Annotated in this window: 20 protein-coding genes and 2 tRNA genes; 17 read left to right on the forward strand and 5 right to left on the reverse strand. The window is 72.2% G+C overall.

Annotation, left to right across the window (positions count from 1 at the left end; all coding sequences use genetic code 11):
* Positions 1-23: 23 nt before the first annotated feature.
* Complete coding sequence (locus ACFP2E_RS16945) at positions 24-623, forward strand: DsbA family protein (RefSeq protein ID WP_378522955.1); 600 nt, start codon at positions 24-26, stop codon at positions 621-623.
* Between the two features lie 141 nt (positions 624-764).
* Here the strand turns inward: ACFP2E_RS16945 and ACFP2E_RS16950 are convergent, their stop codons facing one another.
* Entirely contained in the window at positions 765-1,406 is a 642-nt protein-coding gene (locus ACFP2E_RS16950; protein WP_378522954.1) for a GPP34 family phosphoprotein, read from the reverse strand.
* A 68-nt stretch (positions 1,407-1,474) separates the two neighbouring features.
* On the opposite strand from ACFP2E_RS16950, the gene metG reads away from it, so the two are divergent.
* Positions 1,475-3,283 carry a methionine--tRNA ligase gene (gene metG / locus ACFP2E_RS16955; RefSeq protein WP_378522952.1) on the forward strand — a complete coding sequence of 603 codons (1,809 nt, stop codon included), beginning with the start codon at positions 1,475-1,477 and terminating at the stop codon, positions 3,281-3,283.
* A 68-nt stretch (positions 3,284-3,351) separates the two neighbouring features.
* On the opposite strand, the gene ACFP2E_RS16960 is transcribed toward metG, so the two are convergent.
* Positions 3,352-4,638 (reverse strand): GNAT family N-acetyltransferase, encoded by a 1,287-nt coding sequence (locus tag ACFP2E_RS16960; RefSeq protein WP_378522951.1) that lies wholly within the window; start codon positions 4,636-4,638, stop codon positions 3,352-3,354.
* A gap of 99 nt (positions 4,639-4,737) precedes the next feature.
* Here ACFP2E_RS16960 and ACFP2E_RS16965 point away from each other — a divergent pair, with 99 nt between their 5' ends.
* The 9 genes from ACFP2E_RS16965 (at position 4,738) to ACFP2E_RS17005 (ending at position 11,835) form a co-directional block, all read left to right on the forward strand.
* Positions 4,738-5,307 carry a hypothetical protein gene (locus ACFP2E_RS16965; RefSeq protein ID WP_378522950.1) on the forward strand — a complete coding sequence of 190 codons (570 nt, stop codon included), beginning with the start codon at positions 4,738-4,740 and terminating at the stop codon, positions 5,305-5,307.
* Between the two features lie 10 nt (positions 5,308-5,317).
* Positions 5,318-6,211, forward strand: coding sequence for an alpha/beta hydrolase (locus tag ACFP2E_RS16970; protein ID WP_378522949.1), 894 nt, complete (start codon positions 5,318-5,320; stop codon positions 6,209-6,211).
* A gap of 13 nt (positions 6,212-6,224) precedes the next feature.
* Positions 6,225-6,782, forward strand: a complete 558-nt coding sequence (locus ACFP2E_RS16975; protein ID WP_378522948.1) for a ribose-5-phosphate isomerase — start codon at positions 6,225-6,227, stop codon at positions 6,780-6,782.
* Positions 6,775-7,626 carry an Fpg/Nei family DNA glycosylase gene (locus ACFP2E_RS16980; RefSeq protein ID WP_378522947.1) on the forward strand — a complete coding sequence of 284 codons (852 nt, stop codon included), beginning with the start codon at positions 6,775-6,777 and terminating at the stop codon, positions 7,624-7,626. Before ACFP2E_RS16975 ends, ACFP2E_RS16980 begins: the two co-directional genes overlap by 8 nt.
* 28 nt (positions 7,627-7,654) lie before the next feature.
* On the forward strand, positions 7,655-8,758 hold the full coding sequence (locus tag ACFP2E_RS16985) for a PP2C family protein-serine/threonine phosphatase (protein WP_378522946.1): 1,104 nt from the start codon (positions 7,655-7,657) through the stop codon (positions 8,756-8,758).
* Between the two features lie 107 nt (positions 8,759-8,865).
* Positions 8,866-8,939, forward strand: a tRNA-Gly gene (locus ACFP2E_RS16990).
* A gap of 36 nt (positions 8,940-8,975) precedes the next feature.
* Positions 8,976-9,048 (forward strand) — tRNA-Pro (locus ACFP2E_RS16995).
* A 37-nt stretch (positions 9,049-9,085) separates the two neighbouring features.
* On the forward strand, positions 9,086-10,510 hold the full coding sequence (gene tig / locus ACFP2E_RS17000; RefSeq protein ID WP_378522945.1) for a trigger factor: 1,425 nt from the start codon (positions 9,086-9,088) through the stop codon (positions 10,508-10,510).
* 131 nt (positions 10,511-10,641) lie between these two features.
* Entirely contained in the window at positions 10,642-11,835 is a 1,194-nt protein-coding gene (locus tag ACFP2E_RS17005) for a lipase family alpha/beta hydrolase (RefSeq protein ID WP_378522944.1), read from the forward strand.
* Positions 11,836-11,847: 12 nt separating this feature from the next.
* Here the strand turns inward: ACFP2E_RS17005 and ACFP2E_RS17010 are convergent, their stop codons facing one another.
* Positions 11,848-12,162, reverse strand: a complete 315-nt coding sequence (locus tag ACFP2E_RS17010; RefSeq protein ID WP_378522943.1) for a DUF1330 domain-containing protein — start codon at positions 12,160-12,162, stop codon at positions 11,848-11,850.
* Between the two features lie 77 nt (positions 12,163-12,239).
* Between ACFP2E_RS17010 and ACFP2E_RS17015 the strand changes: the two genes are divergently transcribed.
* Positions 12,240-12,743 (forward strand): MarR family winged helix-turn-helix transcriptional regulator, encoded by a 504-nt coding sequence (locus tag ACFP2E_RS17015; RefSeq protein ID WP_378522942.1) that lies wholly within the window; start codon positions 12,240-12,242, stop codon positions 12,741-12,743.
* A 29-nt stretch (positions 12,744-12,772) separates the two neighbouring features.
* Here the strand turns inward: ACFP2E_RS17015 and ACFP2E_RS17020 are convergent, their stop codons facing one another.
* The gene (locus ACFP2E_RS17020) at positions 12,773-13,897 is read right to left on the reverse strand and encodes a sulfite oxidase (RefSeq protein ID WP_378522941.1); all 1,125 of its coding nucleotides are present in this window, start codon (positions 13,895-13,897) and stop codon (positions 12,773-12,775) included.
* 170 nt (positions 13,898-14,067) lie between these two features.
* Here ACFP2E_RS17020 and ACFP2E_RS17025 point away from each other — a divergent pair, with 170 nt between their 5' ends.
* The 4 genes from ACFP2E_RS17025 (at position 14,068) to ACFP2E_RS17040 (ending at position 17,737) form a co-directional block, all read left to right on the forward strand.
* Positions 14,068-14,673: an ATP-dependent Clp protease proteolytic subunit gene (locus ACFP2E_RS17025; RefSeq protein WP_378522985.1), complete on the forward strand. Its 606-nt coding sequence runs from the start codon at positions 14,068-14,070 to the stop codon at positions 14,671-14,673.
* 14 nt (positions 14,674-14,687) lie between these two features.
* Positions 14,688-15,299, forward strand: a complete 612-nt coding sequence (locus ACFP2E_RS17030) for an ATP-dependent Clp protease proteolytic subunit (protein WP_378522940.1) — start codon at positions 14,688-14,690, stop codon at positions 15,297-15,299.
* Positions 15,300-15,443: 144 nt separating this feature from the next.
* Complete coding sequence (gene clpX / locus ACFP2E_RS17035) at positions 15,444-16,727, forward strand: ATP-dependent Clp protease ATP-binding subunit ClpX (RefSeq protein ID WP_378522939.1); 1,284 nt, start codon at positions 15,444-15,446, stop codon at positions 16,725-16,727.
* A 137-nt stretch (positions 16,728-16,864) separates the two neighbouring features.
* A complete protein-coding gene (locus ACFP2E_RS17040) occupies positions 16,865-17,737 on the forward strand; it encodes a hypothetical protein (protein ID WP_378522938.1) in 873 nt (290 codons plus the stop codon).
* Between the two features lie 94 nt (positions 17,738-17,831).
* Here the strand turns inward: ACFP2E_RS17040 and valS are convergent, their stop codons facing one another.
* Positions 17,832-20,462, reverse strand: coding sequence for a valine--tRNA ligase (gene valS, locus ACFP2E_RS17045; RefSeq protein ID WP_378524462.1), 2,631 nt, complete (start codon positions 20,460-20,462; stop codon positions 17,832-17,834).
* 80 nt (positions 20,463-20,542) lie between these two features.
* Between valS and ACFP2E_RS17050 the strand changes: the two genes are divergently transcribed.
* Entirely contained in the window at positions 20,543-21,457 is a 915-nt protein-coding gene (locus tag ACFP2E_RS17050; protein WP_378524461.1) for a GNAT family N-acetyltransferase, read from the forward strand.
* Positions 21,458-21,592: the final 135 nt, after the last annotated feature.

Raw genomic sequence — 21,592 nt, forward strand, 5'->3', positions numbered from 1 at the left:
CGGGGCAGGGAGTTGTGCCTGTCATGACGCATGCCGACTTCTGGTTCGACCCCAAGTGCCCGTTCGCCTGGATCACCTCGCGCTGGATGCTCGAGGTCGAGCAGGTGCGTGGCGTCCGCACCACCTGGCACGTGATGTCGCTGGCCGTGCTCAACGAGGATCGCGACGTCAACCAGGCCTACCGCGACTTCCTGTCCACCGCGTGGGCGCCGGTGCGGGTGCTCGTTGCCGCCGAGCAGGCCCACGGCAACGACGTGCTGCTGCCCCTCTACACCGCCCTCGGGACGCGCATCCACGTCGAGAAGCGTGAGGTCGACCGGGCGCTCGTCGAGGAGGCGCTCACCGACGCGGGGCTGCCCACCTCGCTGGCCGACGCCATGGACGACGACGAGTACGACGAGGCCGTCCGCAAGTCCCACCGGGGCGCGATGGACCTCGTCGGCGACGACGTCGGCACCCCCACCATCGGCGTCGACGGCCACGGCTTCTTCGGCCCGGTGCTCACCAAGGCCCCGCGCGGCGAGGACGCCGGCGCCATCTGGGACGCCGCGGTCACCCTGTCGTCCCACCCGGACTTCTTCGAGATCAAGCGCAGCCGGACCCGCCAGCTCGACTTCAGCTGAAACTGGGGGCCGTCGCGATCCCCGGATATCCGGGGATCGCGTCGCTTCTCGGCCACTGGAGTGCCCGAGAAGCGACGGCAGTGGCCGAGCGGTGTGACGGGAGGGGCCAGCGGGACGCCCCGTGGCGGGACCGGCCCCCGGTCAGCTGCTCGCCGAGGCGGCCGAGGAGCTGGCCGAGGCGATCGCGTCCCGCACCGCCTTCGCGGCCCAGTGACCCTCGGCGAGCCCCTTCGCCCGCCGCCTCACCTCGCGCGCCGGCAGGCCCTGCCGGTCCACCACCTTGTGGGGCTTGTCGAGCGCGTGCAGCAGCGCGGCCAGCGCCTCCGTCCGCGGGGCCGGCGTCACGCCGTGGACGAGCGCCGCGGTGAGGTCGCGGCGTACCTCCGTCTCACGGGTGGTGTCCGCCGCCGGCCACCGCTTCCGGGGAAACAGCCCGAGCACCCGGGTCCGCTCCTCCCGCAGGTCGCCCCGGGTCACCAGCCGCTCGGCGAGCACGTCGCGCAGGTCCTTACCGAGCCGGTTCACCAGGTCCTCCGCGGTCCGCTCCTTCTCGGCGACCGTCGCCAGCGCGGCACGCAGCACCGGGTCGTCGACCGACGCGCCCGGCACGCCGAGCACCTTCCCGGACCGCCAGACGCTCTTCTTCTCCAGCCGTACGGCGCCCGTCACCGCCAGCTCCTCGAGGAGCGCGCCGCCCAGCGTCGGCTGCGGGTACGACGCGTCGAGGGTGCCCTTGTCGTCCCGCAGGAGCAGGAGCATCAGGTCTTCGGCGATGAGGCGCACGTCACCGGACGGTACGCCAGACGGAATCGGTGTGAGGCCGACTCGGCGGCGCTCCTAGGATCATCCGCATGAGTCGAGTCCTGTCCGCCGTCGCCTGGCCGTACGCCAACGGCCCGCGCCACATCGGCCACGTCGCCGGTTTCGGTGTGCCCTCCGACGTCTTCAGCCGGTACATGCGGATGGCGGGCCACGACGTCCTGATGGTGTCGGGCACCGACGAGCACGGCACGCCGATCCTCGTCGCTGCCGACAAGGAGGGCGTCTCGGCGAAGGACCTCGCCGACAAGAACAACGCGGTCATCGTCCAGGACCTCGTCGACCTCGGCCTGTCCTACGACCTCTTCACCCGCACCACCACCGGCAACCACTACCGCGTGGTGCAGGAGATGTTCACCGCCGTGCACCGCAACGGCTACATGGTCGAGCAGACCACCCAGTCGGCGATCAGTCCGTCGACCGGCCGCACCCTGCCCGACCGTTACATCGAGGGCACCTGCCCGATCTGCGGGTACGCCGAGGCGCGCGGCGACCAGTGCGACAACTGCGGCAACCAGCTCGACCCGACGGACCTCAAGGACCCGCGGTCGAAGATCAACGGCGAGACGCCGGAGTTCGTGCAGACCCAGCACTTCTTCCTCGACCTGCCGGCGCTGGCCGGTGCACTGGGGGAGTGGCTCGACGAGCGGGAGGCCTCCGGCACCTGGCGCCCCAACGTCATCAAGTTCAGCCAGAACATCCTCAAGGAGATCCGTCCCCGCGCGATGAGCCGGGACATCGACTGGGGCATCCCGATCCCGCTGGACGGCTGGCGCGAGCAGCCGACGAAGCGGCTCTACGTGTGGTTCGACGCGGTCATCGGCTACCTGTCGGCGTCCATCGAGTGGGCACGCCGGCTCGGCGACGCCGACCGCTGGCGCGACTGGTGGAACGACCCCGAGGCGCTGTCCTACTACTTCATGGGCAAGGACAACATCGTCTTCCACTCCCAGATCTGGCCGGCCGAGCTGCTGGCCTACTCCGGGAAGGGCGAGCGCGGCGGCGAGCCGGGCGAGTACGGCGTGCTCAACCTGCCCACCGAGGTCGTGTCCTCGGAGTACCTCACGATGGGCGACGCGCAGTTCTCCACCAGCCGCGGCCACGTCATCTACGTCGGCGACTTCCTCGCGCGCTACGGGCCGGACGCGCTGCGCTACTTCATCTGCGCGGCCGGGCCGGAGACCTCCGACGCGGCGTTCACGTGGGCCGACTTCGTGACCCGCAACAACTCCGAGCTCGTGGCCGGCTGGGGCAACCTGGTCAACCGCACCGCGGCGATGATCGCGAAGAACTTCGGCGAGGTCCCGCCCCGCGGCGAGCTCGAGCCGGTCGACGAGGCGGTGCTGGCCGCCGTCCGGGCCGGCTTCGACACCGTCGGCGACCTGCTCGAGCGACACCGGCTCCGCGCCGGCATCGCCGAGGCGATGCGGGTGGTCGGCGAGGTGAACAAGTACCTCACCGTCACCGAGCCGTACAAGATGAAGGACGACAGCCAGCGCGAGCGGCTGGGCACGGTCCTCAACGTTGCGGCCCAGTGCGTCCTCGACTGCAACACGCTGCTGGCGCCGTTCCTGCCGCACGCCTCCAACAAGGTGTGGGCGACGTTCGGTGGCGAGGGGGAGTTCATGCCGATGCCGCACATCGAGCAGGTCCAGGAGCTCGACCCCGAGGACGGTGCGGGGCTGGAGAGCTACCCGGTCATCACCGGCGAGTACTCCGCCACCCCCGCCTGGGAGTCGCGCGAGGTCGTCGTCGGCGCCAAGGTCGACAAGCCGACGCCGGTCTTCACCAAGCTCGACCCGTCGGTCGTCGACGAGGAGCTCGCCCGCCTCGGCGGCTGACGCACTGCGTCGCGGACGTCATACGTTCCGGTCGCTATGACGACCGGAACGTATGACGTCCGGGTGCCTCAGAAGCCGACCGAGGCTGCCGGGGCGAGCTCGGTGCGGAACGCACGCCCGAGCTCGCGCACCGCGCCCCGTCGGTGCTCGGTGACGAGCCCGGCCCGCTGCAGGCTCGCCAGCGACGGGCCGCCGAGGTAGATCGCCCCCAGCGCGGCCACCGGCAGCGCGAGGTCGGGGGAGTCGTCGGTGCGCTCCGCGCGGCCCTCCCCGCCGGCCACCTTGATCCGCCACCGGCCCGCCTGCCGGGGGAGCTGCTCGTCGGCGACCTCGACGACCACTTCGCAGTCGTCGGCGTACCACCGCAGCGGCAGCGCCGCCTCGAGGTCGACGATCCGGATCCACAGGTTGTCGACGGGCACGGACTCGGTGTCGGCGCGCGGGCCGATCCAGTGGTGCAGCGGGTCGTCGACGCCGATGTCCGGGAGCCGGACCGTGCCCACCAGGTCGAGGTCGAGCAGCCGCCGCAGCAGCGCCAGCTCGGCCGCCGGCGTCGCGTTGAGCGCCAGGACGTGGACCGTGCCCGACGGCCGGTTGCGCTCCCACTTGTGGGTACGTCGGAACGCTGCGTGGCCGACGTCGACGCCGTCGCGCACGGCGAAGAGGAACCGGTGACGCTCCTTCTCGCGCAGCAGCTCGGGCTGCTCGCGCACCACGGCGGCGTAGTAGTCCTCCTCGCCGACCACCATGCCGGGGGCGGTGGTCGCGACGCGCAGGTCGCACTCGCGCAGCCGGCGGACCAGGTCGGCACCGGTCTCGGTGGCCAGCTCGGTGCGGAGTGCGGCCGCCTCGTCGTCGAGCCCGGGCGCGGTCAGGGTTGTGCCGCGGCCCAGCGACATGCTCGTCGCCACGCTCGCCAGGCCGTAGCCGTAGCGGCCGTAGATCGCGGGTTCGCTGGCGTGCAGCGCGGAGAGCGCCACCCCCTCGCGGTGGGTCTGCTCCAGGTGGTGGCGCATCATCGCGCCCAGCACGCCCTGTCTGCGGTGGTCGGGGTGCACCCCGACCCAGGTCAGGCCGGCGCACGGCATCGGCCGGGTGCCCTCCTCCGCGGGCAGCGCCAGCTGCAGCGGCCGGACGCCGTAGATGCCGGGGTAGGTGCCCGCCGCCGCGCCCGCGCGGTCGGCGGCGAAGCGCTGGTGGGGCGGGACCCCGAGCAGCTGCTCGGCCACGGGGAGGTCCGGCTCGCCGTCGAACCACACGAGCCTGTCGGTCGCGAGGTACCGCTCCTCGTCGGCGGCGCGCTCGACCGTGATCGCGGGATCAGCGCCGGGGTGCCCGCTGTTGTGCTCAGCCATGCGGCCAGCCTGCCGTCCCCGACGGTCCACGCCAACCGGATATGGGCCAACCGGATGTTCGAGGGAGGCGCTCCGGCCCGGCACAGTAGGGTGCCCGCCGTGAGCCACTCGATGTACCTGCCGACCTTCTACGTCGTGCAGAAGTTCGCCATGACGACGAACCGCTACACCCTCTATGCCGCCAACCCTGACGGCAGCGTCGGGCAGCTCATGGGCCTCGCGGAGCAGAAGCGGATGGCCTTCAAGGAGCAGGTCACCTTCTACAGCGACGAGACGAAGGCCCGCCCGGTCTTCGCGTTCAAGGCCCGGCAGCGCCTGGACTTCGGCGCCGGCTACGACGTGACCGACGAGGGCGGCCAGCAGATCGGCTACTTCAAGAAGGACTTCGCCTCCAGCCTGCTGCGGACCACGTTCCACGTGGAGGGCCCGGGCTACCACGGCACGGGGGAGGAGCGGAGCATGGCGGTGGCGCTGGTGCGCCGATTCCTCGACATCCCGTTCCTGCCGATCCACTTCGACTTCACCGGCACCGACGGCGCCCCGCTGCTGAGCATCGAGCGGCAGTCCTCGGTGCGGGACCGCTACACCGTCCACGTGCCCGATCAGCGGGTCGACTTCCGGGTCGCCGCGGCGCTCGCGGTCGGTCTCGACGCCCTGCTGCAGCGCTAGGGCCGACGTCGTGGCGCTGTTCCCCGAGGCACGCCGGGCGCTCGAGGCGATGGCTGCCGTCGAGCCCGTGTGGACGCCCGGGCTGGACGTCGACGCGGTCCGCGTCCGGGACCGCGCGGAGGCGGCGGCCGAGCCGCGTGAGGACGTCGCCGAGGTGCGCGACGTCGACGCCTACGGGGTGCGCTGCCGGCTCTACGTGCCCGCGGAGGCCACCGACGGGGTCGTGGTCCACGTGCACGGCGGGGGCTTCGTCTTCAACGACGTCGACGTCCACGACGCCTCCGCGCGCCGGTTGGCCAACCGCAGCCGGCTGCGGGTGCTGAGTGTCGACTACCGGCGCCCGCCCGAGCACCGGTTCCCCGCGGCGCCCGACGACGTCTCCACCGTGGTCGGCTGGCTCGAGGGGCCGGACGGGGCCAGGCTCCCGGGGCCGCGCTTCGCGCACGGCGACAGCGCCGGCGGCAACCTCGCCCTGGTCGCGGCGCTGCGCCACCCCGGCGCGTTCCGGGCGGTGGTGCTCATCTACCCCTTCCTCGACCCCACCGCCGGCTTCGACTCCTACCGGACCCACGCCGACGGCTTCGACCCGCGTGAGGGCGCCTGGTACTGGCAGCAGTACGCCGCCTCGGCGGCCGACCTGTCCCACCCCCACCCGGACCTCGCGCCGCTGCTGTCCGACCGGCTCGGCACGCTGCCCCCGACGCTGGTCGTCACGGCCGAGCACGACCCGCTGCGCGACGAGGGCGAGCACCTCGCCGCCCGGCTCGTGGAGGAGGGGGTCGAGGTCGTCTCCACCCGCTACCAGGGACAGGTCCACGGCTTCTGGCGGCACCCCGGTGTGTTCCCCGCCGCAGCGTCGCTGATGGGCCAGGTGGCCGCGTACCTCCGCCAGCACGCGTCCTGACAGAATCCGCCGCATGCGCGTGCACCTCGGTTCCGACCATGCCGGCCTCGACCTCAAGGACCACCTGATGGCGTGGCTCCTCGACCACGGCTACGAGCCGGTCGACCACGGGCCGTTCGTCTACGACGCGCTCGACGACTACCCCGTCTTCTGCCTGCGCGCCGCGGAGGCGGTCGCCGCGGAGCGTGCCGAGGGCCTCGACAGCCTCGGCGTCGTGATCGGCGGCTCGGGCAACGGCGAGCAGATGGCCGCCAACAAGGTGCGCGGCATCCGCTCCGCCCTGGTCTGGTCGGAGGAGACCGCGGTCCTCGCCCGCGAGCACAACGACGCCAACGTCGTCGCCGTGGGCGGCCGGATGCACTCGCTCGACGACATGACCAGCTTCGTCGGGACCTTCCTCGCCACAGACTTCCCGGGCGACGCGCGGCACGTCCGCCGGATCGGCCAGCTCGCGACGTACGAGGAGAGCGGCGAACTGCCGCCGCTGCCGGAGTCGGCGCTGCAGGGTCCTGCGGGCACTGACGGTTCCGGCGACGCCGAGGAGGCCGACGTCTCCGGGGACGATGCCTGAGGGGCACACCCTCCACCGCCTGGCCGGTGAGCTGACCCGGGTCTTCGGCGGCCGCCGGGTGCGGGCGAGCAGCCCGCAGGGCCGGTTCGCCGACGGCGCGGCGCTGGTGGACGGACAGGCGCTCGAGGCGGCCGAGGCGTGGGGCAAGCACCTCTTCATCGCCTTTCCGGCCGAGCGGTTCGTCCACGTGCACCTCGGCCTCTACGGAAAGCTCGACGTGGTCACCGGCGCGGCCGAGGTGCCGCAGCCCGTGGGTGAGGTGCGGCTGCGCCTGGTGGCCGCTGACGGCCCTGGCGGGACGTCGTACGCCGACCTGCGCGGCGCCACTGCCTGCGAGCTGCTGACCGGCGAGCAGCGCGACGCCCTGGTCGCACGCTCCGGACCCGACCCGCTGCGCCCGGGCACCGACCCGACCCCGGCGTGGGAGCGGATCCGCCGCAGCCGGGCCCCCATCGGCGGCCTCCTGATGCAGCAGGACATCATCGCGGGAATCGGGAACGTCTACCGGGCGGAGCTGCTGTTCCGCCACCGGATGGACCCGCTGCGCCCGGGGAGCACGCTGCGCTCCGGCCAGTTCCGGGCGATGTGGGAGGACCTGGTCGACCTGATGACCGAGGGCGTGCGGACGGGCCGGATCGACACCGTGCGCCCCGAGCACCTGCCCGAGGCGATGGGCCGGGCGCCGCGTGTCGACGACCACGGGGGCGAGGTCTACGTCTACCGTCGCGCGGGGCAGACCTGCCACGTGTGCGGGGCCACGGTCCGCACGGAGGTGCTGCTCGGCCGGAACCTGTTCTGGTGTCCGCGATGCCAGCCCCGATTCCGGTCGCGAGCCGTACAGTGAGCCCGACCCCCGACGAGAGCCGAGGACGATGAGCGCAACCCGTGTCGCGACCGCGCCCGGCAACCGCCGGTCCGTGCAGCGCACCTGGTACGGCGTGCAGCGTCGGGTCCTGCCCCGCGAGAGCCGCGACGTGCGGGTGCTGGTGCTCTTCGCGCTGGGCCTCGCGAGCCTCGTCTACTGGCAGCCGCACCACGTCCCGCTCAGCTCCATGGTGCTGCCCATGCTCATCGGCAGTCTGCGGCTCGGCCCCCGGCACCTGCCGTGGTTCGTGGTCTTCATGCTCGTGCTGGTGGTGCTGGGCGTCGCGTCGCAGGACGAGGTCGAGCTGCGGATCGTGCTGAGCGTGCTCGTTCTCTTCATTGCCGGCTTCATCATCCTCATCACCTCCTTCCGCCGCTCCCGGCTCGGCGTTGCGGGTGCCCGGGGCGAGCTGATGCTGATCGACCTGCGCGACCGGATCCAGGGGCAGGGGCAGATCCCGGAGCTGCCGCGGCCGTGGCACGCCGAGCAGGCGCTGCGCTCGGCCGGCGGCACCCCGTTCGCCGGCGACTTCGTGGTGACCTCGATGTCGCCGCACGGGGACCGCTTCGACGTCGCCGTCGTCGACGTCTCCGGCAAGGGGGAGGGGGCGGCCACCCGGGCGCTGCTGCTGTCGGGCGCGTTCGGCGGCCTGCTCGGCTCGTTGCGGCCGGAGGACTTCCTGCCGGCCGCCAACGACTACCTGCTGCGCCAGGACTGGGACGAGGGCTTCGCCACGGCGGTCCACCTCTCCCTCGACCTCGCCACCGGCGACTACGTGCTGCGCTCGGCCGGCCACCCGCCGGCCGCGCAGCGGGCCGCGGGCTCGGGCCGCTGGGCCGTCCACCCGGCAGAGGGTCCCGCGCTCGGGCTGCTCCCGGGTGCGGAGTTCCCGTCGGTGCACGGCCAGATGCGGCGCGGTGATGCGATGCTGCTCTACACCGACGGCCTCGTCGAGACGCCGAGCCGCGAGATCGGGCTGGGCATCGACCGGATGCTCGGCAAGGCCGAGCAGCTGCTGCGCGGCCACTTCGAGGGCGGAGCGGTCCGGATGATCGAGGCGCTCGGGTCGCGCCAGGACGACCGCGCGCTGCTGCTCGTGTACCGCTCCTGAGCGGCTGGTACGCCGCTGCGGACGCCGCCTCGGTTACGGGGCGTGACCCCGGGTGTGGCACGATGACCTCCGCGGATCCGGCCTGCCTGCAGGCCGGTCGTTCGCGCGCGGATGTAGCTCAATGGTAGAGCCCCAGTCTTCCAAACTGGCTACGCGGGTTCGATTCCCGTCATCCGCTCCAAGAGGGGCCCGAGACAGTTCTGGGGGCCCACCTTGGCGGGGCGTAGCGTAGTGGCTAGCGCGCCTGCTTTGGGAGCAGGAGATCGCAGGTTCGAGTCCTGTCGCCCCGACGTCCACCCGGAACCAGATTGAATGAGGAGACGACCTGTGAAGAGCGCCGTCGAGACCTTGAGCCCGACCCGGGCCAAGCTGACCGTCGAGGTGCCCTTCGAGGAGCTCAAGCCGAGCCTCGACGCGGCGTACAAGAAGATTGCCCAGCAGATCAACGTCCCCGGCTTCCGTCGTGGCAAGGTCCCGCCCGCCGTGATCGACCGCCAGGTCGGCCGCGAGGCCGTCCTGAGCGAGGCCGTCAACGACGTCCTCCCGAAGAAGTACATCGAGGCGCTGCAGAGCAACGACCTCGAGCCCCTGGCGCAGCCGGAGATCGAGGTGACCCGCCTCGACGACAACGACGCGCTCGAGTTCACCGCTGAGGTCGACATCAAGCCCGAGGTCGAGCTCCCCGCCTACGACGGCCTCCAGGCCGAGGTCGAGGACATCGAGGTCACCGACGAGGACGTCGAGGAGCAGCTCGGCGCGCTGCGCGAGCGGTTCGGCACCCTCGTGGACGTCGACCGCGCGGCTGCCGAGGGCGACTTCGTCACCCTCGACCTCAAGGCCCTCCAGGACGGCGAGGTCGTCGAGGGCGGCGAGGTCTCCGGGATGTCCTACAAGGTCGGCCGCGGCGGCATGATCGAGGGTCTCGACGAGGCGCTCGTCGGCATGTCGGCCGACGAGGAGAAGACCTTCTCCTCGCAGCTCGTCGGTGGCGACCTGGTCGGCCAGGACGTCGAGGTCCTCGTCAAGGTGACCGCGGTGCAGGAGCAGCAGCTGCCCGAGCCCGACGACGAGTTCGCCCAGATGGCCTCCGAGTTCGACACCGTCGAGGAGCTCACCGCCGACGTCCGCGAGCGGCTCGGCCGCGGCAAGCGCCTCGAGCAGGCCGCCGCCGCCCGTGACGCGGTGCTCGAGGCGCTGCTCGAGAAGGTCGAGATCCCGCTCCCCGAGGGGATCGTGACCGACGAGCTCAACGCCCGCCGCCAGAACATCGAGCAGCAGCTCGCCTACGCCGGCATCACCTTCGAGAAGTACCTCGAGGACGAGGGCCAGACCCAGGACGAGTTCGAGGCCGAGCTCGAGCGCCGGGTCCGCGACGCCGTCACCGCACAGTTCGTGCTCGACGAGATCGCGAAGAAGGAGGAGTACGGCGTCAACCAGGACGAGCTCTCCCAGCACCTCGTGCGTCGCGCCCAGCAGTCCGGCCAGGACCCGCAGGAGTTCGCGAACCACATGTTCGAGCACAACCACATCCCGGACCTGGTCCAGGAGATCCTGCGCGGCAAGGCGCTCGCGACGCTGGTCGAGAACGCCACCGTCAAGGACGCCTCCGGCAACGTGGTCGAGCTGAAGAACCTTCGCCCCGACGGCACCATCGGTGAGCCCGAGTCGGAGGCCGACGCCGAGGCCGACGCCGAGGCCGCCGACGAGGCGCCCGCCGACGACGAGCAGGCCGAGGAGAAGGCGGACGCCTGAGTCCCGCCCCGCACGGCACGACGCCCCGGACAGCACGACTGTCCGGGGCGTCGCCCATTTGCTGCGCCCTCGGAGCCGACCTCCCCACAATTGGGTGTACGACTGTTCACTGAACCGCCTAGGATGGGTGCGTGGACGCGGCGCGCAGGCGGAGGAGTGACGGCCCGGGGGTGCTCGACGCGCTCGCGCTGGTCGCGGCGGTGGCCGACGAGCTGGTGGTCCGCACCGTGCGCGACACCCACCTGGCGTGGGTCGACCGGGTGCACGGCCTGGTCGGCGGGCCGCGGCGGGGCGGTGGCTCGGCGGCCGAGCGGCTCCACCGCGGCATCGCGGGTGCGGTGTACGCCGGTCTCGGCGGCGGCCTGCGGGCGGCGTCGGCCGGTCTCGACCGCGTGGCCGCGACCGGCGTCGGGCCCCGGCTCGACGACGACGCCCGGGGCCGGTTCCTCGGGTCGGCCGTCAACGGATTGATCGGCGACCGGCTGGCGCAGGAGCGGCCGCGGCTCGCGATCCAGATGGCCGTCCGCGTCGACGGGCGCGACGTGCCGCTCGAGGCCGAGGCCCTCCGCGACGCCTTCCCGGACGCCGCGGGCCGGGTGGTGGTGCTGCTCCACGGCCTGTGCGAGCACGAGGGCCACTGGCAGCGGGGACGCGAGCGGGTCGGCACGACCTACCCGGAGATGCTGCGCGCCGTGGGCTGGACCCCGGTGCTGCTCCGCGCCAACACCGGCCTGGGCCTGCGGGCCAACGGCGTCGCGCTCTGCTCGCTGCTGCAGGACCTCGTCGACGCCTGGCCGGTCGAGGTCACGCGCGTGGCGCTGGTCGGCCATTCGATGGGCGGGCTGGTCATGCGGGTCGCGGCGGCCGTCGCCACGGGTGCGGAGTGGTCGGAGCGGCCGTGGACCCGGCTGGTGACCGACGTCGTGACGCTGGGAACGCCGCACCTCGGGGCGCCGCTGGCGACCGGGGTCGGCCACGGCAGCCGGGGTCTGGGGCGGCTCCCCGAGACCGCGGCGTTCGGCCGGATCCTCGACCACCGCTCGCTCGGCGTGCGCGACCTGGTGGCGGGGCTCGCCGAGGACGTGCCGCCCCTGCCGCACGCCCGCTACCACCTCGTCGCGGCCACCCTCAGCCGCTCGTCGCGCCACCCGCTCGGGCAGCTGCTCGGTGACGTGCTGGTGCGAGTGGACTCGGCGTACGGCCGGGACCGCGCCGGCGGCGAGCTCTTCCCGGGCGCGGACGTGCTGCACGTCGGCGGCGCGGGCCACTTCGACCTGCTCAACCACCCCGCGGTGCACCGGGCGCTGCGGGAGTGGCTGGCCTGACCGTCGCCCCGGTCAGCCGTCGAGCAGCGCGGTCGGGTCGTCCGTCGACATGAGCACGGCGTCGACCCTCGCCGAGCGCTGTCGCAGCTCCCGCAGCGGGCGGTACTCGTCGGAGTGGTACCAGGCCCGGGCTGCGCCGGCGTCCGGGAACTCGATGAGCACGGGGAAGGTCAGCGCCCTGTCTCCCTCGAGCGTCTCCCAGTCGCCACCCACGACCCGGTAGCGGCCGCCGAAGCTCTCCACGACGGCCTTGACCCGGGAGCGGTACTCGTCGAGGCCGGCCTCGTCCTCGACGCTCAGGTTGTCGAACAGTGCGTACGCAGTCATGCGCTCTCTCCTCTCGGGAGATGCCTTGGTTCCAAGACATCGACCGAGATAACTTGATAGCAAGGTATCTTCTTCCTGTGCCCGCGAACCGTCTGGACCACGTCGACCGGATGCTGGCGGCCTGGAGCGAGGTGTCCCCCGGGGTGGACGTGTCCGATCTCGCGGTCGCCGGCCGGCTGCTCCGCTGCGCGGCACTCCTGCAGCAGCGGATCGAGGCGGCACTGCGACTGCTCGACCTCAGCTTCGGTGACTTCGACGTGCTCAACACCGTCAGGCGCGAGGGCGGCCAGGTCGGACTCCACCCGAAGGACCTCAGTGCCCAGGCGCTGATCACCACCGGTGCCATGACCACCCGGCTCGACCGCCTCGAGCGCAACGGGCTGGTCGTGCGGGTGCCGGACGCCGAGGACGGCCGCTCGGTGCGGGTACGCCTCACCCGGGTGGGCCGGCGCCGGGCTGAGCGGGCGCTCGAGGCGGTGCTCGCGGTGGACCGGGAGTTCCTCGCGCCGCTGGACCCGGCCGCCGGGCGGGCGGTCGCCGACGCGCTCCGGCGCCTGCTCCTCGCGCACGACCGGGCCTGACCCGGTCCGTGCCCGACCCGTCTCCCGGACTAGGGGGCGGGCAGCACCACGACCTCGAGCGCCAGGTCGGCGTTGTTGGTGAACCCGCCGCGGTTCCAGTCGGGCTCGGTGCCCTGCACCCGGCCGGTGGCGTCGTGCGCGCGCACCCGGAGCGCGTGGGTGCCCGGGGTGGCCTCCCAGGCGGCGGTGAACCGCCGCCACGCCCACCGCCCGGCCTCCGCGCCGAGGTCGGCGTCCGTCCAGGTCGCACCGTCGTCGGTGCTGACCTCGACCCGGACGACCGGTCCCCAGCCCGACCAGGCGCGGCCCTCCAGCGCCACGGGGCCGGGGCGCAGCACGCGGGTGCGGCTCATGAAGTCCGGGAAGCCCGGCGGCGCCAGCAGCGCGCGCGGCTCGATCCGCGTGACCGGGGTGCCGGGGTCGTCGGCCTCGGCCCGCAGCCGGTAGGCGTGGTGCTGGAAGCCCTCGAACGGCGAGTCCTGGAGCGAGATCTCGCGCAGCCACTTCACATGGGCCATGCCGTACCAGCCAGGGACCACCAGCCGCGCCGGGAAGCCGTGCTGCGCCGGCAACGGGGCGCCGTTCATCTCCAGTGCCACCACCGCGTGGCCGATGACCTCGTCGTCGAGCGCCAGGCCGCGCTGGTAGTCCTGCTCGACGCCCCGCTCCACGCCGTGGTCGAGACCGGTGAACACGACGTGGGTGGCGCCGCCGGGCGGGTGGAGCTCGGTCAGCAGGTCGGTCAGGGGTACGCCGGTCCACTCGGCGGTGCCGACGGCACCGGTGAGCCACGGCTGGCTCACCGGCCGGGGCTCGAGGACCGCGCGGCCGTTGCCGGCGCACTCCATCGTCACCCGCACGGTGTGCTGCGGCCGCGACCGCAGGTCGTCGAGGCCGAGCTCGACGGGGGCGCCCCCGCCGCCGGCGAGCCGCAGCCGCCAGGCCTGCGCGTCCACGAAGGGGATGTCGTAGTGGGTCAGCACGTAGTGCAGCCCGGGCGGGGTGAGGTCGGCCCGCAGTGCCTCCAGCGGCATGGCGTGGTTGCGCGACGCGAGGTGGAGCTCGTCGCGCCCGATGCCCTCGCCCTCGCCGGCCACCCGGCTCGGGGCGCTGACGTCCTCCAGGGTGCGGTCCGACGACCGGTCGGGTGGCATGGGCACCTCCTCTGCCATCTCCTCGCGGCCGAGCCTACGCCGCCGCGTCGCCGCCGGGCCCGGTCCGGCCGGGACGAAATCTGCTGTCGGCGAACAGCGGGGGATTGCGCGTGGATGTCTGGGCGACGGGGGCTAGGGTCGCACTCGTGACCCAGAACTCCAGCCCCCAGATGAACGGCGCTGCGTCGATGTACGGACTCGACGACCACATCTACCAGCGACTGCTGCGAGAGCGGATCGTCTTCCTCGGGTCCGAGGTGCGCGACCAGAACGCCAACGCGATCTGCGCCCAGCTCCTCCTGCTCTCCGCTGAGGACCCCGAGGCCGACATCTTCCTGCACATCAACAGCCCCGGTGGCTCCGTCGACGCCGGGATGGCGATCTACGACACGATGAACTACATCCCCAACGACGTGGCGACGGTCGGCATGGGCCTCGCCGCCTCGATGGGCCAGTTCCTGCTCTGCGCCGGCACCAAGGGCAAGCGCTACGCCCTGCCCCACGCGCGGATCATGATGCACCAGCCGTCGTCCGGCATGGGCGGCTCGGCCTCGGACATCAAGATCCAGGCGCAGCAGTCACTGCACATCAAGAAGGTCCTCCTCGAGCTCATCTCGACCCACACCGGCCAGGAGCTCGACCAGGTCATCGCCGACGCCGACCGTGACCGGTGGTTCACCGCCGACCAGGCCAAGGAGTACGGCTTCATCGACCAGGTGATCACCAGCGCCCGCGAGGCGGCCGACGAGGGCCGCCCGGCCCGCACCAAGGACTGACCGGAGGACCCGACATGAACTACTACATCCCGCAGTGGGAGGAGCGGACCTCCTACGGGTTCCGCCGCATCGACCCCTACGCCAAGCTGTTCGAGGACCGCATCATCTACCTCGGCACGCCCATCTCGGACGACGTCGCCAACGCGGTGATCGCGCAGCTGATGTGCCTGGAGTCGATGAATCCCGACCAGGACATCCAGATCTACATCAACAGCCCCGGTGGCTCGTTCACGGCGCTGACGGCGATCTACGACACGATGAACTTCATCAAGCCCGACGTGCAGACCGTCTGCATCGGTCAGGCCGCCTCGGCCGCCGCGATCCTGCTCGCCGCCGGCACGCCCGGCAAGCGGATGGCGCTGCCGAACAGCCGCATCCTGATCCACCAGCCCTACACCGAGGGCACGTTCGGCCAGACCTCCGACATCGAGATCCAGGCCAACGAGATCCTGCGGATGCGCGAGCTGCTCGAGAAGATGATCGCCGACCACAGCGGCCGCGACCGCGACCAGGTCAGCCAGGACATCGAGCGCGACAAGATCCTGACCGCGGAGCAGGCCGTCGACTACGGCCTCATCGACTCGGTGATCGAGTCCCGCAAGGGCACGCCCGCGCTCACCCGCTGAGCAGGCCGACCGACCACCCGTTCGAGATGAACCCCCGGCCGACGACCGACGACGGGATCCTCGTGTCCGCCACCCTTCGGGGGGCGGGCCGAGGTACCGTCGTACGGCTCGGCTTTTCGTTGGACCCAGACCGGAGGATGACCCGTGGCGCGCATCGGTGACGGTGGTGACCTGCTGAAGTGTTCCTTCTGCGGGAAGAGCCAGAAGCAGGTCAAGAAGCTCATCGCCGGGCCGGGCGTGTACATCTGCGACGAGTGCATCGACCTGTGCAACGAGATCATCGAGGAGGAGCTCAGCGAGGGCACCGAGGTCAGCCTCGACGAGCTGCCCAAGCCCAAGGAGATCTTCGAGTTCCTCAACTCCTACGTGATCGGCCAGGAGCAGGCGAAGAAGTCGCTCGCGGTCGCGGTCTACAACCACTACAAGCGGGTCCAGGCCGGGCTGCAGCCGGCGGGCGGCAAGCACTCCAAGGACGAGGTCGTCGAGGTCGCCAAGTCCAACATCCTCGTCATCGGCCCGACCGGCTGCGGCAAGACCTACCTCGCCCAGACCCTGGCCCGGATGCTCAACGTGCCGTTCGCGATCGCGGACGCCACGGCGCTGACGGAGGCCGGCTACGTCGGTGAGGACGTCGAGAACATCCTCCTCAAGCTGATCCAGGCCGCCGACTACGACGTCAAGAAGGCCGAGACCGGCATCATCTACATCGACGAGATCGACAAGGTGGCCCGCAAGGCCGAGAACCCGTCGATCACGCGCGACGTCTCCGGCGAGGGCGTGCAGCAGGCGCTGCTCAAGATCATCGAGGGCACCACCGCCTCGGTGCCGCCGCAGGGCGGGCGCAAGCACCCCCACCAGGAGTTCATCCAGATCGACACGACGAACATCCTGTTCATCGTGGGCGGCGCGTTCGCCGGGCTCGAGCACATCGTCGAGCAGCGGGTCGGCAAGAAGACCCTCGGCTTCACCGCCGAGGTCCGCGGCCAGGCCGAGCGCGAGGCCGACGACCTGCTGGCGCAGGTGCGGCCCGAGGACCTCACCAAGTTCGGCCTGATCCCTGAGTTCATCGGCCGGCTCCCGCTCATCGCGAGCGTGAGCAAGCTCGACAACGAGGCCCTGGTCCAGATCCTCACCGAGCCCCGCAACGCGCTCATCAAGCAGTACCAGAAGCTCTTCGAGCTCGACGGCGTGGAGCTCGAGTTCGAGCCCGGGGCCGTGATGGCGATCGCCGACAAGGCGATGGAGCGCGGCACGGGCGCCCGCGGCCTGCGCGCCATCATCGAGGAGGTCCTGCTGCACGTCATGTACGACGTGCCCTCCCGTGGCGACATCGGCAAGGTGATCGTGACCCGCGAGGTCGTCGCCGACGAGGTGCCGCCGACGCTGGTGCCGCGCGAGGCCGAGGCCAAGAAGAAGAAGTCCGCCTGACCCGAGCGGGCCAGGACCGTCTGGGCCGTTGGGCCCGGACGGGTAGTCACTCCGTGCCATTTGTGTGCCCGGGTTCGTCGTGCGGCGTCTCCGACCGGAAGAATGGGCATCCCTGATCTCGGCAGGAAGGCAAGTCGGTGAGCGTCGACCACAAGCGACCTCTCTACGCGTTCATCGTGGTGGCGCTGGTGTGCTCTCTCGTGATCGCCGACCAGGTGCGCTCCGGCGCCCAGTGGGGCCGCGAGGCGCCCAGCTCGGTCGTCGCGTCCTCGGAGCTCGTTCCACTGTCGGACCCGCCGGTGCCCGGCGTACACCACGCCGGCCGACCCACCGAGGAGCCGGCTGAGGCGGTGGCGTCCGCCGTGGCGGCACCCGTCCCGGTTGCGGCCGCCCCAGCGGTCCAGCAGGCCGCGCAGACGACCGGCGACACCGAATCGCATCCGGGTCGCGGGGGTCGCGGGGACGCGGGCAAGGACCAGGGCGAGGGCCGCGGCGGCCAGCCGGGCGCCGACGACCTCGACGAGCTCGACGACCTCGACCCGGGGGATGTCGACGACGACGTCGCCCCCGACGAGGACGACCTCGACGAGGTCGGGCAGGGCCAGGGTGCCGGTCACGGTCACGGTCACGGTCACGGCCACACGGCGGGCCACGGCCACGGCAACGGCCACGGCAAGGGTCCGGCGACCGCGCTGGCCCGGCTCGAGCACGTCGTCAGCGCGCTGGCCGGCTCCGTGACGCGGGGCGTGGTCGTCCGGGCGCTGCGCTCCGCCCGGCACGGCGCGGGCCACGAGGACCACGGGCCGTGGGCCGAGCTGCCCGGGGGCGCCGCCACCACCACCGGTGACGAGGGCGGCACCGCTGTCGACACCGGGGCGGGCGCCGACGCGGACGTAGACGACCAGCACGTGGGCGAGCACGAGGACGAGGCCCGGCCCGGCCTCCGTCGGGGCGAGGTCGTCCGGGGCCTCGCCCGCGGCCTGCGGCAGGCCGCTCGCGCCTCGCGCTGACGGCTGACGCCCCCGCGGGGCCCGACAAAGCAACCGGCCCGGCCGGCGACCAGTGGTCGCCGGCCGGGCCCGTGACTTGGGGGCTGCCGACCGGTCAGTCGGTGGCGGCCACCTCGGCGTCCACGCTGATCGCCTCGGCGTTCTCGTCGACGACGAGGGTCAGCTCGCCGGTGACCTTGCCGGCGCGCCGCAGGTCGTGCTCGGCGGAGCGCACCATGTCGATCTGCTGGGCCGGGCCGGTGATGGTGACCCGGGACAGCTCGGCGCGCATCGACACCTTGGCGGTCGACTTGGCGCCCCGGATGCCGCCGAGGGCGGCCGCGACGGCGTCGATGATGCTCGGGTCGGCGGCCGCGGCGGCGCCGAGGTCGGTGCCGACCGGCCAGGGGGCCCGGTGGATCGAGCCCTCCTGCCACCACGACCAGACCTCCTCGGTCACGTAGGGCAGGAACGGCGCCAGGAGCCGCAGCTGGACCTGGAGCGCGATCGCCAGCGTGGCGCGGGCCGAGGCCGTCGCCTCGCCGCCGTCCTCGTCGTAGGCCCGCTCCTTGACCAGCTCGAGGTAGTCGTCGCAGAACTCCCAGAAGAACTTCTCGGCCACCTCGAGCGCGGTGGTGTAGTCGTAGGCCTCGAACGCCTCGGTGGCGCGGCCGACCACGACCTCGAGCCTGCCGAGCAGGGCGCAGTCGACCGGGTCGCTGACCGCGTAGTGGTCGAGCGAGGTCGCGCCGACGCCGCCGAGCACGAACTTCGAGGCGTTGAGGACCTTCATGGCCAGTCGGCGGCCGACCTTCATCTGGCTCTCGTCGAAGGGGGAGTCGAGGCCGGGGCGCGCCATCGCGGCGCGCCAGCGGACGGCGTCCGCGCCGAACTTCTCGAGGATCTCGGTCGGCACGACGACGTTGCCCTTGGACTTCGACATCTTCTTGCGGTCGGGGTCGAGGATCCAGCCGGAGAGCATGGCGTGGGTCCACGGCACCCGGCCGTGCTCGAAGTGCGCCCGGACCACCCGGCCGAAGAGCCAGGTGCGGATGATGTCGTGGCCCTGCGTGCACAGGTCCATCGGGAACACCCGCCCGAACAGGTCGTCGTCGGTGCCCCAGCCGCCCGCGATGTGCGGGGTCAGCGACGAGGTGGCCCAGGTGTCCATCACGTCCGGGTCGCCGATGAAGCCGCCGGGCTTGCCGCGCTGGGACTCCTCGTAGCCGTTCGGCGCGTCGGTCGACGGGTCCACCGGCAGCTCGGCCTCGGACGGCATGAGCGGGTGGGCGTAGTCGGGCTCGCCGTCCGCGTCGAGCGGGTACCAGACCGGGAACGGGATGCCGAAGAACCGCTGGCGCGAGATCAGCCAGTCACCGTTGAGGCCGCCGACCCAGTTGTCGTAGCGGTGCTGCATGTGGGCCGGGATCCAGGTGATCTGGCCGCCGTCCTCGATGAGCTGGCGGCGCAGGTCGGCGTCGCGGCCGCCGTTGCGGATGTACCACTGGCGGGTGGCGACGATCTCGAGCGGCTTGTCGCCCCGCTCGTAGAAGTTGGCCATCCGCTGGGTCGGGGTGGGCTCGCCGTCGAGGTCGCCGGACTCGCGGAGCTTCGCGACCACGGCCTCCCGCGCGGAGAACGCGGTCTTGCCCTTGAGGTCCTCGTACGCCGCCGCGGCCGGCTCGTGGGAGAGCCACTCGGGCGTCTCGCGGGACATCCGGCCGTCGCGCCCGATGAGGGTGCGCACCGGCAGCTGCAGCTCGCGCCACCACATGACGTCGGTGAGGTCGCCGAAGGTGCAGCACATCGCGATGCCGGCGCCCTTGTCGGGCTCGGCGGCCTCGTGCGCCAGGACCGGGACCTCGACCCCGAACACCGGCGAGGTCACGGTGGTGCCGAACAGGTCGGCGTACCGCTCGTCCTCGGGGTGGGCGATCAGCGCCACGACGCTCGGGATCAGCTCGGGACGGGTGGTCTCGATGTAGATCCGATCAGCGCCGTCGGGCCGCCCAGGTCGAGCATGGAAGGCGACCCGGTGGTAGTGGCCGGCGTAATCGCGGGCCTCGAGCTCGGCCTGCGCCACGGCGGTCTGGTAGGTGACGTCCCACAGCGTCGGCGCCTCGGAGAGGTAGGCCTCGCCGCGGGCGAAGTTGCGCAGGAAGGCGCGCTGGCTGACGGTCTGGGCCGCCTGGCCGATGGTCGTGTAGTGCTGGTTCCAGTCGACCGAGAGCCCGAGGGTGCGCCACAGCTGCTCGAAGACCTGCTCGTCCTGCTCGACGAGCTCCTCGCAGAGCTCGATGAAGTTGGGCCGCGAGATCGGCACCTGCTTCTTCGGGTCCGGCTTCTCCGGCGGGGTGAAGTCGGGGTCGTAGGGGAGCGAGGGGTCGCACCGCACGCCGTAGTAGTTCTGCACCCGGCGCTCGGTGGGCAGCCCGTTGTCGTCCCAGCCCATGGGGTAGAAGACCGACTTGCCCTGCATCCGCTGGAAGCGGGCGACGAGGTCGGTGTGGGTGTAGGAGAAGACGTGGCCGACGTGGAGGCTGCCGCTCACCGTCGGGGGCGGCGTGTCGATGGAGTAGACGTTCTCGCGGGGCTGGGTCCGGTCGAAGGCGTAGGTGTCGTCCGCCTTCCAGCGGGCGCCCCACTTCTCCTCGAGGCCCTCGAGTGCCGGCTTCTCCGGTACGACGACGGCACGCGGGTCGGTGCTCGTCGTCTGCGGGGCCTGGGCCTGTGGGGTCTCGGTCATGCGGGAAATCCTAGGGTGACCTGCTCGAACGCGGGTAACCGGTTGCACCTTGCACCACTCCCGCCCCTACGCTGCGCCGCATGAGTGGCGCCGGGAGACCCGAGACCTACGCGGTCGAGGTCACCGAGGACCCCGCTGCGTTCCTGGCGGTGGCGGGCGACCTGCTTGCCGCGGAGCCGCTGCTGACCACCGTCGTCTCGACCGCCACCCAGCGGGCGCTGGTTGCCGTCATGGCCGGTGACCCGTCGCCCGACCACCCTCGCTGGTGGGCGTCGGTGCACGACCAGTCGGGCGCCGTGGTCGGGCTGGCGATGCGGACGGCACCGTTCGCGCCGCACCCACCGTTCGTGCTGGCGATGCCCGAGGCCGCGGCGCGCGCCCTGGCCCGGGCCGTGCTGGACCGCGGCGAGGACCTCGGCGGCGTCAACGGCAGCCTCCCCACCGCGCAGGTCGTGGCCGACGAGGCGGCCCGGCTGACCGGTCGCCGGGCCGAGGTCCACGAGCACACCCGGCTGTTCGAGCTCGGCGAGCTGGTCGAGCCGGCTCCCGTGCCGGGGCGGCTGCGGGCGGCGACGCCGGACGACGCCGGGCTGGCGCTGGAGTGGTTCAACGCCTTCGCCGCCGACGCCGCCGAGCAGGCGGGCCGGAGCGAGGCGACGTCGTTCGAGCACCACGACCTCGCGGACATGCTCCAGCGGATCGGGCAGCGCCGCGTCTGGTTGTGGCAGGACGAGGCGGGGGAGACCGTCCACCTGACCGGGCACGGACTGCCGGCGTACGGCGTGGCCCGCATCGGCCCCGTCTACACCCCGAGCCGGCACCGCGGCCGCGGCTACGCCAGCGCGGGCGTGGCGGCGGTGTCGCGGCAGCTGCGCGCGGAAGGGGCGAGGGTGTGCCTCTTCACCGACCAGGCCAACCCGACCTCCAACAAGATCTACGAGGCGCTCGGCTTCCGCCGCGTGGTCGACATGGCCAACCTGGTGCTGGTGCCGTGAGCAGCGGGTCACGGCTTCACCATGGTCCCGTGGTGGAGCAGCACTTCCCGGGTGCTGTACGCCACGGGGGGTGCGGGCGCGCCCACATGCCGTGGTGAAGCCGCAGCCGCGGCCTGCCCCCCGGCCGCGCGGTTT

This window comes from Nocardioides sp. GCM10027114 (genome assembly GCF_042659625.1).
Classification (GTDB): domain Bacteria; phylum Actinomycetota; class Actinomycetes; order Propionibacteriales; family Nocardioidaceae; genus Nocardioides.

What these genes read in the sequence shown, in the direction of transcription:
- ACFP2E_RS16985 (WP_378522946.1), top strand. Translation starts at nt 7,655, where the DNA reads ATGAGCGCAACCCGTGTCGCGACCGCGCCCGGCAACCGCCGGTCCGTG.
- ACFP2E_RS16945 (WP_378522955.1), top strand. Translation starts at nt 24, where the DNA reads ATGACGCATGCCGACTTCTGGTTCGACCCCAAGTGCCCGTTCGCCTGG.
- metG (WP_378522952.1), top strand. Translation starts at nt 1,475, where the DNA reads ATGAGTCGAGTCCTGTCCGCCGTCGCCTGGCCGTACGCCAACGGCCCG.
- ACFP2E_RS17010 (WP_378522943.1), bottom strand. Translation starts at nt 12,162, where the DNA reads ATGACTGCGTACGCACTGTTCGACAACCTGAGCGTCGAGGACGAGGCC.
- ACFP2E_RS16960 (WP_378522951.1), bottom strand. Translation starts at nt 4,638, where the DNA reads ATGGCTGAGCACAACAGCGGGCACCCCGGCGCTGATCCCGCGATCACG.
- ACFP2E_RS16980 (WP_378522947.1), top strand. Translation starts at nt 6,775, where the DNA reads ATGCCTGAGGGGCACACCCTCCACCGCCTGGCCGGTGAGCTGACCCGG.
- valS (WP_378524462.1), bottom strand. Translation starts at nt 20,462, where the DNA reads ATGACCGAGACCCCACAGGCCCAGGCCCCGCAGACGACGAGCACCGAC.
- ACFP2E_RS17020 (WP_378522941.1), bottom strand. Translation starts at nt 13,897, where the DNA reads ATGCCACCCGACCGGTCGTCGGACCGCACCCTGGAGGACGTCAGCGCC.
- ACFP2E_RS16975 (WP_378522948.1), top strand. Translation starts at nt 6,225, where the DNA reads ATGCGCGTGCACCTCGGTTCCGACCATGCCGGCCTCGACCTCAAGGAC.
- ACFP2E_RS17050 (WP_378524461.1), top strand. Translation starts at nt 20,543, where the DNA reads ATGAGTGGCGCCGGGAGACCCGAGACCTACGCGGTCGAGGTCACCGAG.
- ACFP2E_RS17030 (WP_378522940.1), top strand. Translation starts at nt 14,688, where the DNA reads ATGAACTACTACATCCCGCAGTGGGAGGAGCGGACCTCCTACGGGTTC.
- ACFP2E_RS17025 (WP_378522985.1), top strand. Translation starts at nt 14,068, where the DNA reads ATGAACGGCGCTGCGTCGATGTACGGACTCGACGACCACATCTACCAG.